This window comes from Bacillus sp. A01H, from assembly GCF_045277205.1.
Taxonomy (GTDB): Bacteria; Bacillota; Bacilli; order Bacillales; family Bacillaceae_G; genus Bacillus_A; species Bacillus_A paranthracis.
Genome location: NZ_CP117702.1, coordinates 4,296,182 through 4,312,169, shown reverse-complemented (window position 1 = coordinate 4,312,169; position 15,988 = coordinate 4,296,182). Strand labels below are relative to the sequence as shown.

At 36.6% G+C, this 15,988-nt stretch carries 18 protein-coding genes; 15 read left to right on the top strand and 3 right to left on the bottom strand.

What is annotated here, in order from left to right:
• The first annotated feature begins 5 nt into the window (after positions 1-5).
• The 13 genes from PSR14_RS22835 to PSR14_RS22775 all read left to right on the top strand — a co-directional run bounded on the left by PSR14_RS22835 (position 6) and on the right by PSR14_RS22775 (position 11,838).
• Complete coding sequence (locus PSR14_RS22835; RefSeq protein WP_000536319.1) at positions 6-644, top strand: class I SAM-dependent methyltransferase; 639 nt, start codon at positions 6-8, stop codon at positions 642-644.
• A 14-nt stretch (positions 645-658) separates the two neighbouring features.
• On the top strand, positions 659-1,354 hold the full coding sequence (mtnN, locus tag PSR14_RS22830; protein WP_001217039.1) for a 5'-methylthioadenosine/S-adenosylhomocysteine nucleosidase: 696 nt from the start codon (positions 659-661) through the stop codon (positions 1,352-1,354).
• A gap of 82 nt (positions 1,355-1,436) precedes the next feature.
• Positions 1,437-2,360 (top strand): O-acetylserine dependent cystathionine beta-synthase, encoded by a 924-nt coding sequence (locus PSR14_RS22825; protein ID WP_001103856.1) that lies wholly within the window; start codon positions 1,437-1,439, stop codon positions 2,358-2,360.
• A 3-nt stretch (positions 2,361-2,363) separates the two neighbouring features.
• Positions 2,364-3,497: a bifunctional cystathionine gamma-lyase/homocysteine desulfhydrase gene (locus PSR14_RS22820; RefSeq protein WP_001201909.1), complete on the top strand. Its 1,134-nt coding sequence runs from the start codon at positions 2,364-2,366 to the stop codon at positions 3,495-3,497.
• 257 nt (positions 3,498-3,754) lie between these two features.
• On the top strand, positions 3,755-6,358 hold the full coding sequence (gene adhE, locus PSR14_RS22815) for a bifunctional acetaldehyde-CoA/alcohol dehydrogenase (protein WP_000260470.1): 2,604 nt from the start codon (positions 3,755-3,757) through the stop codon (positions 6,356-6,358).
• Positions 6,359-6,484: 126 nt separating this feature from the next.
• Positions 6,485-6,712 carry a YrhC family protein gene (locus PSR14_RS22810; RefSeq protein ID WP_000661441.1) on the top strand — a complete coding sequence of 76 codons (228 nt, stop codon included), beginning with the start codon at positions 6,485-6,487 and terminating at the stop codon, positions 6,710-6,712.
• Positions 6,713-6,869: 157 nt separating this feature from the next.
• Complete coding sequence (locus PSR14_RS22805; RefSeq protein WP_000748449.1) at positions 6,870-7,817, top strand: ABC transporter substrate-binding protein; 948 nt, start codon at positions 6,870-6,872, stop codon at positions 7,815-7,817.
• 5 nt (positions 7,818-7,822) lie between these two features.
• Positions 7,823-8,851, top strand: coding sequence for an iron ABC transporter permease (locus tag PSR14_RS22800; protein ID WP_142328639.1), 1,029 nt, complete (start codon positions 7,823-7,825; stop codon positions 8,849-8,851).
• Positions 8,838-9,656, top strand: a complete 819-nt coding sequence (locus PSR14_RS22795; protein ID WP_000626533.1) for an ABC transporter ATP-binding protein — start codon at positions 8,838-8,840, stop codon at positions 9,654-9,656. The genes PSR14_RS22800 and PSR14_RS22795 overlap by 14 nt, the downstream gene beginning before the upstream one ends.
• Entirely contained in the window at positions 9,623-10,021 is a 399-nt protein-coding gene (locus PSR14_RS22790) for an ankyrin repeat domain-containing protein (protein ID WP_001258470.1), read from the top strand. Before PSR14_RS22795 ends, PSR14_RS22790 begins: the two co-directional genes overlap by 34 nt.
• Positions 10,022-10,294: 273 nt before the next feature.
• On the top strand, positions 10,295-10,834 hold the full coding sequence (locus tag PSR14_RS22785) for a GNAT family N-acetyltransferase (protein ID WP_370647175.1): 540 nt from the start codon (positions 10,295-10,297) through the stop codon (positions 10,832-10,834).
• Positions 10,835-10,890: 56 nt separating this feature from the next.
• A complete protein-coding gene (locus PSR14_RS22780; RefSeq protein WP_000276116.1) occupies positions 10,891-11,349 on the top strand; it encodes a GNAT family N-acetyltransferase in 459 nt (152 codons plus the stop codon).
• Positions 11,350-11,460: 111 nt separating this feature from the next.
• Positions 11,461-11,838, top strand: a complete 378-nt coding sequence (locus tag PSR14_RS22775) for a MaoC/PaaZ C-terminal domain-containing protein (protein ID WP_000025011.1) — start codon at positions 11,461-11,463, stop codon at positions 11,836-11,838.
• 29 nt (positions 11,839-11,867) lie between these two features.
• Here PSR14_RS22775 and PSR14_RS22770 read toward each other — a convergent pair whose 3' ends face one another.
• Positions 11,868-12,413, bottom strand: a complete 546-nt coding sequence (locus PSR14_RS22770) for a helix-turn-helix domain-containing protein (protein WP_001020702.1) — start codon at positions 12,411-12,413, stop codon at positions 11,868-11,870.
• A gap of 156 nt (positions 12,414-12,569) precedes the next feature.
• Between PSR14_RS22770 and PSR14_RS22765 the strand changes: the two genes are divergently transcribed.
• Positions 12,570-12,974, top strand: a complete 405-nt coding sequence (locus tag PSR14_RS22765) for a DoxX family protein (protein WP_001071557.1) — start codon at positions 12,570-12,572, stop codon at positions 12,972-12,974.
• A gap of 21 nt (positions 12,975-12,995) precedes the next feature.
• Positions 12,996-13,853 (top strand): VOC family protein, encoded by an 858-nt coding sequence (locus PSR14_RS22760; RefSeq protein WP_076856667.1) that lies wholly within the window; start codon positions 12,996-12,998, stop codon positions 13,851-13,853.
• 16 nt (positions 13,854-13,869) lie between these two features.
• On the opposite strand, the gene PSR14_RS22755 is transcribed toward PSR14_RS22760, so the two are convergent.
• Positions 13,870-14,184 carry a 4a-hydroxytetrahydrobiopterin dehydratase gene (locus tag PSR14_RS22755; protein WP_000979545.1) on the bottom strand — a complete coding sequence of 105 codons (315 nt, stop codon included), beginning with the start codon at positions 14,182-14,184 and terminating at the stop codon, positions 13,870-13,872.
• Positions 14,165-15,919 (bottom strand): aromatic amino acid hydroxylase, encoded by a 1,755-nt coding sequence (locus tag PSR14_RS22750; protein WP_098487090.1) that lies wholly within the window; start codon positions 15,917-15,919, stop codon positions 14,165-14,167. Before PSR14_RS22750 ends, PSR14_RS22755 begins: the two co-directional genes overlap by 20 nt.
• Positions 15,920-15,988 lie beyond the last annotated feature (69 nt).

Below are 15,988 nucleotides of genomic sequence, written 5' to 3'. Positions count from 1 at the left end.
TTTTTGTGGGTACAGAATTTAATGGTTTATTTGATGAGTGGGCTCATACGTACGACTCATTTGTACAAGGCGAAGATATACAATATAAAGAAGTTTTCGCCCATTATGAGGACATTCTAGAGGATGTAGTTAACAAGTCATTTGGTAACGTATTAGAATTTGGTGTCGGTACAGGTAATTTAACAAATAAATTATTACTTGCTGGCCGCACAGTTTACGGTATAGAACCGTCACGTGAAATGCGCATGATTGCAAAAGAGAAATTGCCAAAAGAGTTTTCCATTACAGAAGGTGATTTTCTTTCGTTTGAAGTCCCGAATTCCATTGATACCATAGTAAGCACCTATGCATTTCATCATTTAACAGATGATGAAAAAAATGTAGCGATTGCGAAGTATAGTCAATTGCTAAACAAAGGTGGTAAAATAGTGTTTGCTGATACGATATTTGCAGATCAAGATGCATATGATAAAACTGTTGAAGCAGCAAAACAAAGAGGTTTTCATCAGTTAGCAAACGATTTGCAAACGGAATACTATACACGTATTCCAGTTATGCAGACTATTTTTGAAAACAATGGCTTCCATGTAACGTTTACGAGATTAAATCATTTCGTGTGGGTAATGGAGGCAACTAAGCAATAGAAAGAGGGATTAGATTGAGAATTGCTGTAATTGGAGCAATGGAAGAAGAAGTACGTATTTTACGTGATAAATTAGAACAAGCAGAAACAGAAACGGTTGCGGGTTGTGAATTTACGAAAGGGCAATTAGCAGGACATGAAGTAATCTTGTTAAAGTCTGGTATTGGTAAAGTAAATGCAGCGATGTCAACGACAATTTTATTAGAAAGATATAAGCCTGAAAAAGTCATTAATACTGGTTCAGCTGGTGGATTCCATCATTCTCTAAATGTTGGGGATGTCGTTATTTCAACAGAAGTTCGTCACCATGACGTAGATGTAACAGCATTTAACTATGAGTATGGTCAAGTACCAGGAATGCCGCCTGGATTTAAAGCTGATGAAGCATTAGTTGCATTAGCTGAAAAATGTATGCAGGCAGAAGAAAATATTCAAGTTGTAAAAGGTATGATTGCAACAGGTGATTCATTTATGAGTGATCCGAACCGAGTTGCAGCCATTCGTGATAAATTTGAAAACCTTTATGCAGTAGAAATGGAAGCAGCAGCTGTTGCACAAGTATGCCACCAATATGAAGTTCCGTTTGTTATCATTCGTGCACTTTCTGATATTGCTGGTAAAGAATCAAATGTTTCATTTGATCAATTTTTAGATCAAGCAGCTCTTCATTCTACAAACTTTATCGTAAAAGTATTAGAAGAGTTAAAGTAATGTAACAAAAAGGCAACTGTCTCATATAAAGAAAATACATACAGTTGCCTTTTCTTTATTGGCAAATAAGGGGGAGAACACGATGAATGTATATCGTGGAGTTCATGAGTTAATTGGTCATACACCAATTGTGGAAATTACTCGTTTTTCACTTCCAGAAGGGGTCCGTTTATTTGCAAAGCTTGAATTTTATAACCCAGGCGGAAGCGTTAAGGACCGATTAGGAAGAGAATTAATCGAAGATGCGCTAGAAAAAGGGCTTGTTACAGAGGGCGGAACAATTATTGAACCGACAGCTGGAAATACTGGTATTGGACTGGCACTCGCAGCGTTACAACATGATTTACACGTTATCGTTTGTGTACCAGAGAAATTTAGCATTGAAAAACAAGAATTAATGAAAGCACTAGGCGCAACGGTCGTGCATACGCCGACTGAGCAAGGAATGACCGGTGCAATTGCAAAAGCAAAAGAGTTAGTAAATGAGATACCGAATTCATACTCTCCAAGTCAGTTCGCAAATGAGGCAAATCCTCGTGCATATTTTAAAACATTAGGACCTGAACTTTGGTCGGCACTTAATGGAGAGATTAACATATTTGTTGCTGGAGCAGGAACTGGCGGTACGTTTATGGGGACTGCATCTTATTTAAAAGAAAAAAATGTAGATATAAAAACGGTTATTGTGGAACCAGAAGGATCTATTTTAAATGGTGGTAAAGCTGGCTCACATGAAACAGAAGGGATTGGCCTTGAATTCATCCCGCCATTTTTGAAAACATCTTATTTTGATGAAATTCATACGATTTCTGATCAAAATGCATTTTTACGAGTGAAAGAATTAGCGCAAAAAGAAGGACTTCTTGTTGGGAGCTCTTCAGGAGCAGCATTTCATGCAAGTTTACTTGAAGCAGAGAAAGCGGCGCCAGGTACAAATATTGTAACGATTTTTCCTGATAGTAGTGAGCGCTATTTAAGTAAAGACATATACAAAGGATGGGAATAAAAAATGAGAGCAAAGACAAAGTTAATTCATGGTATTCGCATAGGAGAACCTTCAACTGGATCTGTAAATGTACCGATTTATCAAACGAGTACGTACAAACAAGAAGCAGTTGGTAAGCATCAAGGATATGAATATTCACGTACAGGAAACCCAACACGTGCAGCTTTAGAAGAAATGATTGCGGTATTAGAAAACGGCCATGCTGGTTTCGCATTTGGTTCAGGAATGGCGGCTATTACAGCTACAATTATGTTGTTTTCAAAAGGTGACCACGTTATTTTAACAGATGATGTGTATGGCGGAACGTACCGCGTGATTACGAAAGTGTTAAACCGCTTCGGTATTGAGCATACATTTGTAGATACAACAAACTTAGAGGAAGTTGAAGAAGCGATTCGTCCAAATACGAAAGCGATTTATGTAGAAACACCAACGAATCCGTTACTAAAAATTACTGATATTAAAAAAATATCTACTCTTGCTAAAGAGAAAGATTTATTAACAATTATTGATAACACATTCATGACGCCATATTGGCAGTCGCCGATTTCTTTAGGAGCAGACATTGTACTTCATAGTGCAACGAAATATTTAGGAGGTCATAGTGACGTAGTTGCAGGTTTAGTAGTTGTAAATAGTCCGCAATTAGCAGAAGACCTTCACTTTGTACAAAACTCAACAGGAGGCATTCTTGGCCCGCAAGATAGTTTCTTACTACTTCGTGGTTTAAAAACATTAGGAATTCGAATGGAAGAGCATGAAACGAATTCACGCGCAATTGCTGAGTTTTTAAATAATCATCCAAAAGTGAATAAAGTATATTATCCAGGCCTTGAGTCACATCAAAACCATGAACTGGCAACAGAACAGGCAAATGGATTTGGTGCTATTATCTCATTTGATGTAGATAGCGAAGAAACATTAAATAAAGTACTTGAGAGATTACAATACTTTACGCTGGCTGAAAGTTTAGGAGCAGTAGAAAGTTTAATTTCTATTCCCTCTCAAATGACGCATGCATCAATTCCAGCAGATCGTCGTAAAGAATTAGGAATTACAGATACATTAATTCGAATTTCTGTCGGTATTGAAGACGGAGAAGATTTAATTGAAGATTTAGCACAAGCGTTAGCATAGTAAAAATGCACTGCTAGTATAGGCAGTGCATTTTTACTATATTAATTGTGAAATATTTCACAAATTAGACAAACACAAATAAAATAAATTCATGTATATTAAGTTCATGAAGTGTTACCCACGAACAAACTTGTGAAATATTTCACAAACAATGAGGTTCATGTAGGAAAGCAATTCTATTTTTTTGCGCTAATCAGGACTAATTATGACCTGTAGGGTCTTATTTAGTCCAAGATAGCAGAATAGGAGGAATTTACATGGTAGTCAAAGAGAAAGTTGTAAATGAAATGCAGGAAGTAAAAGAGATGATTGATACGTTAGTGAATAACGGTCAGAGAGCTTTACAAGCATTAGAAAGTTTTACACAAGAGCAAATTGACAACATTGTTCATGAAATGGCATTAGCAGGTGTTGATCAACATATGCCGCTTGCGAAGTTGGCTGTTGAAGAAACAGGTCGTGGTGTATACGAAGATAAATGTATTAAAAATATTTTTGCTACTGAATATATTTGGCATAGCATAAAGAAAGATAAAACAGTAGGGATTATTCACGAAGATCCTCATGAAGAAATAATAGAAATTGCGGAGCCCGTCGGTGTAGTAGCTGGGGTAACACCAGTAACGAATCCAACATCGACAACAATGTTTAAAGCATTAATCGCGATAAAAACGAGAAATCCAATTATTTTCGCATTTCATCCTTCAGCACAAAACTGTTCCATTGCAGCGGCAAAAACAGTATATGATGCAGCGGTGAAGGCGGGGGCACCAAAACATTGTATACAGTGGATTGAAAAACCTTCTGTCGAAGCAACGAAACAATTAATGAACCATGAAGGTGTTGCTCTTGTTTTGGCAACTGGAGGGGCTGGTATGGTGAAATCAGCTTATTCTACTGGAAAACCAGCGCTAGGTGTAGGTCCTGGTAATGTACCATGTTATATAGAGAAATCAGCGCATATAAAACGAGCGGTTAATGATTTGATTTTATCTAAAACATTTGATAATGGTATGATTTGTGCATCAGAACAAGCAATTATTGTAGACAAGGAAATTTATGATAATGTGAAAACAGAAATGATTGCAAATGATTGTTATTTTGTAACCGAGGAAGAGAGAAGTAAATTAGAAAAGCTTGTTATTAATGAAAATACATGTGCAGTAAATAGTGATATTGTAGGGAAATCCGCACAGTATATTGCCGAATTAGTTGGAATTACTGTACCTAAAAATACAAAAATGCTTGTAGCTGAAATACAAGGCATCGGAGCTGCATATCCACTATCTCGTGAGAAGTTAAGTCCAGTATTAGCTTGTGTAAAAGCAAATTCATTAGAAGAAGGGTTTACATATTGTGAAGAAATGTTAAACCTCGGTGGTTTAGGACATTCAGCAGTTATCCATTCTGTAAATAAAGAAGTGCAAAAGCAATTTGGATTACGTATGAAAGCTTGCCGCCTTATTATAAATGCCCCTTCATCACAAGGTGGAATCGGTGACATATATAATGGATTTATTCCATCACTTACGCTTGGCTGCGGTTCCTACGGGAAAAACTCGGTTTCTCAAAACGTAACAGCGACGCACTTATTAAATATAAAAAGGTTGGCAAATAGAAAAAAGAATATGCAGTGGTTCAAATTACCACCAAAAATTTATTTTGAAAAACATGCGACATCATATTTAGCAAATATGCCTAACATTTCACGTGCGTTTATTGTAACGGATCCAGGAATGGTTGAGCACGGATATGTAGATACGGTTACGCATTATTTACGTAAACATGCAAATGATGTGAAAGTTGAAGTTTTCTTTGAGGTCGAGCCAGATCCGTCAGATGAAACTGTGTTTAAAGGTGCGGAAATGATGAGAAGTTTTCAGCCTGATGTCATTATCGCACTTGGTGGTGGTTCAGCGATGGATGCAGCGAAAGGGATGTGGCTTTTCTATGAGCACCCAGAAACAACATTCTATGGAATTAAACAGAAGTTTTTAGATATAAGAAAACGTACATGTAAATATCCGGAATTAGGAAGTAAGGCGCAGTTTGTTGCTATTCCAACAACATCTGGAACAGGATCAGAAGTGACACCATTTGCGGTTATTACAGATAAGAAAAATAATATAAAGTATCCACTCGCCGATTATGAATTAACGCCAGATGTAGCAATTGTTGATCCACAATTTGTAATGACAGTACCACCACATGTAACAGCAGACACTGGGATGGACGTATTAACGCATGCAATCGAGGCGTATGTGTCTGTTTTAGCAAATGACTATACAGATGGATTAGCATTAAAGGCTATTGATCTCGTATTTAAATATTTACCAAGAGCATTTAAAGATGGACATGATGAAGAAGCACGAGAAAAAATGCATAATGCTTCTGCAATTGCAGGGATGGCATTTGCAAATGCTTTCCTAGGTATTAATCACAGTTTAGCACATAAAATTGGACCAGAATTTCATATTCCGCATGGGCGTGCGAATGCAATTCTTATGCCGCACGTAGTTCGCTATAATGCTATTAAGCCAAGAAAACACGCATTGTTCCCAAAATATGAGCATTTTGTAGCTGATGAACGCTATGCACATATTGCGAGAATGCTCGGGCTACCAGCAAGTTCGGTGGCAGAAGGTGTAGAATCACTCGTCAAAGCAATTATTGATCTCGGAAAAAGTTTAAATATAAATATGAGTATTGCGGGACAAGGAGTTGCTAAAGACCAATTTGAAGAGGTTGTTGGATTATTAGCAGAAAGAGCTTTTGAAGATCAATGTACAACAGCTAATCCGAAATTACCTCTCATTTCAGAGCTGAAAGAAATTTATATGAAAGCATATAAAGGTGAGTAATGGTTATGAAAGAGTCGCAATAAAGCGGCTCTTTTTCTTTTGGAAAACATCTCCCAGAATGGCTGTATTTACTTGTCTTTAAGTTTAGTAGAATATGATACAGTGAAATGGAGGAGTGAGAATATAATGAAAGAATTACAAGAGAAAATAGAAGATTATACTCGGTTCGGACAAATTCTTCTCGCTGTAAGTACATTGTTAATGGTTGGCTTATTGATTCCAAATGGAGCAAAAGAAACGATACAATTTTTTGTTATGATGGGGAGCATCGTTATATTTTTAAGTTTATCTTTCTTTTTCTTTCAGCGTGTGAAAGTGATGCGAGACAAGTTAGAGGGAAACGAATGTGAATAATATTGATAAATAGTGCGTTACAAAAAGAAGGAATCTTTTTGTAACGCTTTTTGTTTTTTTCTAGAAAATGTATGTGTTTCATATTGACAATGATAATCCTTATCAATTAAAGTGGAATAGTAGTTAATGATTATCATTATCAATTAGAGGTGGGAGAATGAAAAAATCTATTACGCTATTTACAGCGATTTTATCTATTTTTTTCTTATTAATAGGTTGCAGTGCAAAGGGAGACGAAAAAGCAGCGGCAACAAAAACAGAAAAAGGAAAAGAGAAAATAGAAGTTACCGACCTGTCAGGAAGAAAGGTAATATTCGATAAAGTGCCAGAGAGTTTTGCAACATTAAGTATGGGAGACATGAATATTATTCATGCTTTAGGCGGAAAAATAGTGGGTCGTCCGGATGCAAAAATAACTCTTCCAGAAGATATAAAGAAAGTACAAGTAATCGGGAATGCACATCAGCCAAATTTTGAGCAAATTGCCAGCTTAAAGCCCGATGTACTTATTGCTAATAATGGGTTCCAAAAGAATGTTCCAACGGTTGAAGGGCAAGGAACGAAAGTAATGATTTCTTCTACGAATTCTGTACAAGATATTCTAAAGAATATTGAACTATACGGAACGATAATGAAAAAAGAAGATAAAGCAAAAGAACTTAACCAAAAAATTACGAATCAAATGAAGACATATGAGAAAAAGAGTGATGTGAAAGCATTGCTAGTGTATGGAGCACCTGGTACTTATTTAGCAGCATTACCAACTTCTTTATCAGGTGATATTTTAGAGAAAACAGGTGGGAAAAATATTGCCGCTGATTTTCCAGAAATGAAGGAATATCCGCAATATGCACAGCTAAGTGTAGAACGCATTATTGAGGCGAATCCTGATGTGATTTACTTAATTACACATGGAGATCCAAATAGCGTTAAAAAAGCATTTGAAGGTGAAATGATGAAAAATGAAGCGTGGAAAAATTTAGATGCAGTAAAACAAAATCGCGTAGTTATTTTGCCACCAGACTTATTTGGATCAAATCCTGGAACAAAAGTTACAGAAGCGATGGACTTTATGTATAAAAGTATACAAGATGTAAGGAAATGATAAGTATGGAAAGTATTGAAGTAGTAAGGGAAAAGGAACATCCTTTTGCGAAAAAAAGATGGATCATAGCAGTTACCTTAGTTGTATTAACGGTTTTATGTCTTTTTTACGGTCTTTTCGCAGGAAGCCTATCCTTTTCTTTACGAGATATTGTAACAGGGATACAAGATGAAGGTTCGACAGTTCATCGAATTGTATGGGACCTTCGTATACCAAGAGTGCTCGTTGGATTTATAGTAGGAACATGTTTAGCTGCATCTGGCGCAATGCTGCAAGGGGTGATGAGAAATCCTCTTGCAGACCCTGGTATTATCGGGGTGTCATCTGGAGCAGGCCTTGTTGCAATTGTAATTATGATTTTATTCCCTCAGCATATGGCGTTTTTACCACTCGGTGCGTTTTTAGGAGCTTTCATAACGGCGATGATCATTTATGCTTTATCATGGCAAAAAGGGGCGCCACCTTCAAGAATTGTCTTAGTAGGTGTGTCAATTAATGCATTAATAGGTGCAGCGACGTCAGCATTAATGTTATTACATAGTGACAAAGTACAATCCGTGTTACCGTGGTTAGCGGGTGGTATTGGCGGTGTAAGTTGGGCACATTTAAACATGATTATTTATTATGCAATATTCGCTATTATACTGGCCTTCTTCGGTATCAAGCATATTCGAGTATTAATGCTTGGAGATGAAATGGCGAAATTATTAGGTCATAACGTGGAGAGAAGTCGTTTTTATTTAATAGTAGTAAGCACATTATTAGCTGGAATAGCAGTTAGTGTTTCTGGTCTTATTGGATTTGTCGGCCTTGTCGTACCACATATGTTACGTTTATTAGTTGGAAATGACTATAAATATTTACTGCCATTATCATGCCTTGGCGGAGGGATATTACTTGTTTTCGCGGATGCGATAGCTCGAAGTTGGTTTGATCCAATTGAATTGCCTGTCGGTATTTTATTATCCTTCTTAGGCGGTCCGTTCTTCTTATATTTAATTCATAGAGGGGGAAAACAGCGTGATTTCCGTTAATAAAGTGTTTTACGCACATTCTGAAAGATTTCAAATGCAAAATATGAATGTACATATTAAAGCTGGAGAAGTCGTTAGTTTGATTGGACCGAATGGATCTGGGAAATCTACTTTGCTTCGTTTAATAGCAAGACTACTTAAACAAAGCGAAGGGGATATCGTTTTAGATGGAAAAAGTATTCATACGATGAAAAGTGCCGATGTAGCGAAGCAATTAGCGATGTTACCACAAATGCATGATCATCAATTAGATTTAACAGTGAAAGAATTAATCGAATTTGGAAGAGGCCCTCATAAGTTATGGAGAGGTCGCTTAAATAAAGAAGATGAAGAAATTGTTGATTGGGCATTGTCTGTTACAAATCTTGAAGGGTATGAATATCGTCTTTTACAATCTTTATCAGGAGGGGAAAGACAACGCGCTTGGATTGCAATGACGCTAGCACAACGTACGAATGTCTTATTATTGGATGAGCCAACAACTTTTTTAGATATCGTTCATCAGTTGGAAGTAATGGAACTTGTGAAACGACTAAACGAGGAATTTGGCATGACAATTATAATGGTTTTACATGATATTAACCAAGCGGCTCAATATAGTGATCGTTTACTCGTATTAAAGCGAGGGAAGCTTCAGTATGATGGTATACCAGAAGAAGTGTTATGTCATGAAATGTTTCAACATGTATTTGGCATAGAGGTAGATATTTTTCAAGGAAGCGATAAGCCATTTTTTACACCGAAACGAATTTCTAAAAAAGGAGGAGCAAAATGCGAACAGAAGAACGTGTTACCACTGAGTTAGTAAGGGAATTTGTTATGGCAGCTCACGGAGATTTAGAAAAAGTACAAGAACTGTTGGCTGAATCGCCAAGTTTACTTCATGCTTCTTACAATTGGGGTGGATCAGATTGGGAAAGTGCGTTAGGAGCAGCGGCACATGTAGGGCGTAAAGATATTGCTCTTTACTTATTAGAAAAGGGTGCTCGAATGGATATTTTCGCGGCCGCTATGCTGGGGGAATTAGAAGTTGTACAAGCTATTTTAGTAGCACAACCAGAAGCATTACGTGCATCTGGTCCACATGGTATTTCTCTTCTTCAACATGCACGAATGGGTGGAGAAAAAGCACAGCGTGTATTTGACTACTTAACGGTGCTTTCTTACTGACCGCCAAAGTTCTTATGTGCGGTAAACTTTTCACTTTTATATAATTGGAAAGTTTACCGCCCGTTAGAACGGGATAAGTATCTAGTGTATTTGAAAATCCTACACCCCCCTCAATTGTAGTTTTCTTTATGCTAGTTATGATATGGATGCAGTAGACAATATTTGTCTACTGCCTTTTTTAAATTCTTTTGAGATTGAATATTCTGTATTTTAATGTTAGTTCATTTATAATAGATAGTAACATTTAGTATGGATACAAGACGTGAGCGTGTAATGAAGTACAAATTCGTGGGAAGGAGTGCAGAAATGTTTCATACAGATCGTTTACAAATTCGCAAATATACAATGGATGATTTACAGTTCTACGCTTCACTATGGGGAAATGAGAAGGTAATGCGCTATATTGGAAATGGGACGTTAAAAACATATATGCAGTGTAAAAAAAGTTTGGAGGAGTGGGTGATTCCTAGCTATAAAAACGGTCTCGGTTTATTTGTATTGATTGAAAAGGAAACGGGAATACGAATTGGTCATGCAGGATTAGTAAAGCAGCAAATAGATGGAAAAGAGGAAATTGAAATTGGTTATTGGTTATTACCTCAGTATTGGGGAAAAGGGTATGCGAAAGAAGCAGCGGCAGCATTTCGAGATTATGGCTTCCAAGCGTTACGAATGAATAAATTAATCTCTCTTATTAATCCGGATCACCCCGCCTCAATCTTTGTTGCTAGAAAAACGGGGCTTAGTTATGAGAAAACAACTTCATTTCATGGGATGGATGTTCTCGTTTATTCCATTAGGCGCATTGGATGAAAAAAGGTGAATTGCATCTTTTGAAGAATGGTATATAAAAATAAAGGGGGGATTACATGTACATTTATCATAATGGACTTATTATTCGTGAGGGAACGAATGGTGTACCTGCATATGCAATTAAAACTTTATTCGAAGATGCCGGTTGGAGCAATGATAATATCCCTTCTTGGCAAATTGAAAAATTCACGATAGCATTTGAAAATTCAACATGGGCATTCACAATTTGGGATGAAGAAGAGATGATTGCGATGGTTAGAGTCATTTCTGATGGAATCATGGTAGCCAACATAGTAAATTTAGTTGTGAAATGTGAATATAGAGGGAAGGGATTAGGTAAGAAACTTGTTGCTCTTTGTTTGCAAAAATTGCCACATGGTGACTGGTTTGCGCATACTTCTGCGAGTAATTTTGATTTTTATAGAAGTTGTGGTTTTGAGGTGAGAGAGTTATCGAGAAATGGAACATGTGCGTACTATGGATATCAAATAGCCAAAAAAGAGGGGCACCGATAAGGAGAAAAAGTAGAACAGAAAAAGGCTTACTATTTTAATAATATAAACTGAACTAAGATTCATTTTATGATAAAATGAAAGAAAATTCTGTTTATTATTAGGGGGATAAAAATGAGTATAAAAGTTGGGGATGTATTTAAATACGAAAGAAGATTTACTGAGGAAGAGGTTTTTGAATTTGCAAATATTACAGGGGATAAAGGTAGGCATCATATGGAATATGATGAAAATGGACGTTTAATGGTTCATGGTTTATTGACTGCTAGTATTGGAACGAAAGTAGGCGAAGAATTACATTACATAGCAAGAGAATTAGTAAGTGAGTTTATTAGACCAGTTTTTACAGGAGATACGATCACTTGTGAATTAACTTTAACGAATGTTGAACAGATGGAAGGATACAAAAAGGTTTCAATCGAGTCAGTTTATCGTAATCAACACGAAAAGACTGTACTAGTTGGGACAAGCTATGGAGTTATAAGAGGATAAAAAGAAGCCTGATTTACAGGCTTCTTTTTTTAATAAACACGTTTTCGATTTTCTGCATGACTAGAGATGAGTAATAATGCAGTTTCTTCTCCTATATTACGAACGATATGAGGAACACATGCATTCCAGGAGAAAGAATCTCCTTCTTCTACAATTGCAACATCTTCTCCATGTTGAACTTCTAGTTTTCCGCGTAATACAAGGTGACATTCTTCTCCTTCATGGGCATTTGGTGTGTTTTCTTTCGGAAACCCAGCAGGAATTTCTACGAGATTGAGGCGAAGGCCACCTTGCTCTGCAACATGTTCAATTCTTTGTTCATCTTTTCCGTATACACTATATTTACGCTCTACCTTTTTGACAACTTTCAATCGATCTTTTTGTTCTAACAATAAATAGGGAAGAGGAACGTTTAAAAAATTGGAGATTGTTTCTAAAGTTGAGATAGATGGTGATGTTTTATTATTTTCAACCTGACTCATAAACCCTTTAGAAAGACCTGTTCCCTCACAAATTTGTGCAATTGTTATGCCTCTACGTTGACGAATTTCACGTATTGCAGAACCAATATTCATAAAATCAAGCTCCTTTTTATAAACAACTATTTGTATCATAGCAAAAAAAATATATATTTTCCCAGTGAAAATGAATTGACGAATAAAAAAAATTAGTGTATGTTTTGTAATGTAAATAAAAGTTTTGTATAAGAAAACTATAAAGGAGAGAAGGAAATGAATCAACATATTGGTAACTTAATTATTCGTATCGTGTTAGGGGTAACGTTCTTTATGCACGGTTTAACAAAATTCCAATCGGGAATTGACAATATTGCAGGGTGGTTCACAAGCATTGGTTTACCAGGAGGACTTGCATACGGTGTAGCAACAGTTGAATTAGTTGGCGGTCTATTATTAATTCTAGGTTTAGGTGTAAGATATATTGGATTATTATTTGCACTAGTTATGGTTGGAGCAATTGTAAAAGTAAAATGGTCAGCTGGTTTATTAGGAGATGGAAAAAATCCTGGCTTCGAATTAGAGCTTGCATTACTAGCAATGGGTGCGTACTTATTTGTTGCGAAAGCGGATGGTTTTGTAGATAATTTCTTAAAAGAGAAAATGTCAAAGAAGAACTAATTTAAATGGGAGGCTAACAAGATGAGTTTTCAACTTCATCCCGATACAACGCTTGATGTTGTTCATTTATATGTATCAAATATAAAGAAATCACTAGAGTTTTATACAGAAGTACTACGTATGAAAGTACTAAAAGAAGATGAAATGGTCGTTACATTTGGGAATGAAAATAACGAACCACTCCTTATCATTGAAGAAAAGAAGGAAGCCTTACCAAAGCAAAGAGGGAGAACGGGTTTATATCATTACGCAATTTTATTACCGAGCAGACAGGATTTAGCGAATATCCTTCGTCATCTTGTAGAAATGGTTTATCCACTGCACGGTGGAGCTGACCATTACTTTAGTGAGGCCCTTTATTTAGCTGATCCAGATGGAAACGGGATTGAAATTTATCATGATCGCCAAAAAGAAGTTTGGCGTGATGAGAATGGAGAGCTACCATTTGTTAGTAACCCGTTAGCTGGTGAAGAATTATTACAGCAAGGAAGTACATGGAGTGGGTTTCCAGCTGGTACTGTGATGGGACATATTCATTTCCATGTAGCTGATTTGGAAGAAGCGAAACGTTTCTATGTGGATGGTCTTGGCTTTGAAGTAACGATCCCAGCCCGTAATGGGGCGCTCTTTGTATCGGCAGGCGGCTACCATCACCATATCGGTTTAAATACGTGGCAAGGTGAAGGAATACTACCGCAAATGCCAAATTCTGTTGGCTTGAAATATTTCACAATTGTACTAGCAGATGAAAAACAAAAAGAGCAAGTATGTGAAAGCTTAAAAAATATTGGCAAGATTGCTACGTACAAAGATGGAATATTACAAGTAGAGGATCCATTTGGACATTGTATCCATTTCAAAATAAAAGGAGAAGCCTAATAAAGGCTTCTCTTTTTTACTTTCTTATAATGGCTTTTTCATTTTGGACAAATAGTTCATCAAATTGCTTCGCAAGCTCAAAATCGAGTTTCGTTAAACCTTTTGCATTCCAAGATGACAAAGTAATAATGACTGCTTTATACTGGATAAGGATAAATGGGTGGTGATTATGTTCTTCTGATAGTTTGGCGGCTTCAGAGACAAATTCGACTCCTTTTAAGTAGTCGGAAAACATATATTTTCTTTCAATCCATTTTTCATCTTTTACTACCCATTTATCTAACCTCAATAATTCTTCTTGAACTTCCTCTTCAGTTAATCGTAGCATCATTTTTCACATCCTTTACTGGAAGTAGCGTAAGACCATTGTTAATAAGACGTGTTACAGCTTCATCCGTTGTGAAAGTAGAAAGTTGTCGTAATAATGCTGCTGATGTTTCATGCCCTTTGTTATGCTCTAAAAGCAATTCTAATATTTCAAGGCGAAGTAACCATTCTTTCGGATACAATTTATTTAATACTTCTTGAATTGTTACTAATTGCTCGATATGCGCGTCGTGTAAAATACCTTCATTTCGGATATCGCGAACTGTTTGATACATACGTTCAAGTTCATTCAGTACAAGTGGAGCAGGAATTTCTTGGATTTCTTCATCCATTGGGAAAAATGCTGCAGCATCTGCGGCACCTGGGAATACCGAAGTAATTGTTGAACCAACAGCCATATCAAATGAGCCCCATGAAGCATCAAATAAAACGCGGTCGTTATAAGTAACTGTGCAATTGATAAAGGAAATAAGCGCAATTTTTTTATCGTTTTTTACAATATCTGTTACTGTTCCTTTTACATGAATACCACTTGCAAAAGTAAACTCGGCAACATTTCCAATTGTAATTCCTAATGATTGTAATTGTTCATCTGTACAATTTTCTAATGTAATATTTTCAGTGAGTAATCCAATTGGTGTTCCAAACCCGTCACTGTGTACAGATGTAGAATGATTCGCTAGCTGTTTATTGTGAATTGCTAATGCTGTTGGCGAGCTCGTTCGCATGTAAATCAATTCACCTTCATCGTTTTCAATTGTCTCGGTAAATGTACCTGTAATTTGTAAGCCGCTATTTAATTCAGCAGTTGCATGATTTTCAGAGCGAATTGCTTTTTCTAATCCTTCTTTACCACCTGTTTTAAAGGCCATCGTTTCAGAGAATTTCTCAAGTGCTTCTGTTAATTCTTCAAATGATTCACAAACAAATAGTTGTGGTTGCATTTTTGTTACGTCATAAGTTGTACTTGTACATGCCTCTATAGAGAATGGAACCTTTTCTACAGCGTCTGTTAAGCAATATTTGCTTTCGCCAACAGAAGAAAGGAGACCAGCACCATATATTTTTGGAGCATCTATATTTCCAATTAATCCATATTCTACTGTCCACCAGAAAAGACGTGAAATTTGTTCCGCTTCTGATAAGCCAGAAACTAAGTTTTGTTTTTCAATTACATTATTTTCAGCAGCTGTAACTTCATCAGGAGTAGAAGTAGGGCTTTCTTTTACAATTGTTAATGTACGAACAGCTTCGAATGCATCATGTTCTTCTTTTGTTGAGAAAGCTTTTGCACCAATTTGTCCAAATCGTTTCACATATTTTGCATATGTAGGATCAAGTAAAATAGGTGCGTGTCCTGCAGCTTCGTGTACAATATCTGGAGCTGGTGTATACTCGATATTCTCTACCTTGCGAATATCTGTTGCGATTGGTAGCAATCCATGCCCTTGAAAATCGAAAAATGCGACGCCAGGAATAAGTCCGTCAATCGTTACAGCGCCCCAGCCGCTTGGCGCCAAACATTCATTCATTTCTTCTACCTTTGGAATTGCATCTATATTAATACCAGATGATTGTAGTCCGTTCACATAGGCTGGATGAGCAACGTCTTTTAAGAAGCTATGATTTTGTCTCATAATGTAACGCCATACAGCGTGGTTCACCGGTGTGTATTGATCATAATGCTGTGTGGATACGAATGGTTTTAAATGCGATGGAATTTCTGTTTTCTTTGTCATTTAGACATCCTCCTTTTTTAAAAAAAATTAAGTATCGGTTTCGTATAGATTGTATCACCCCCTTTCAAA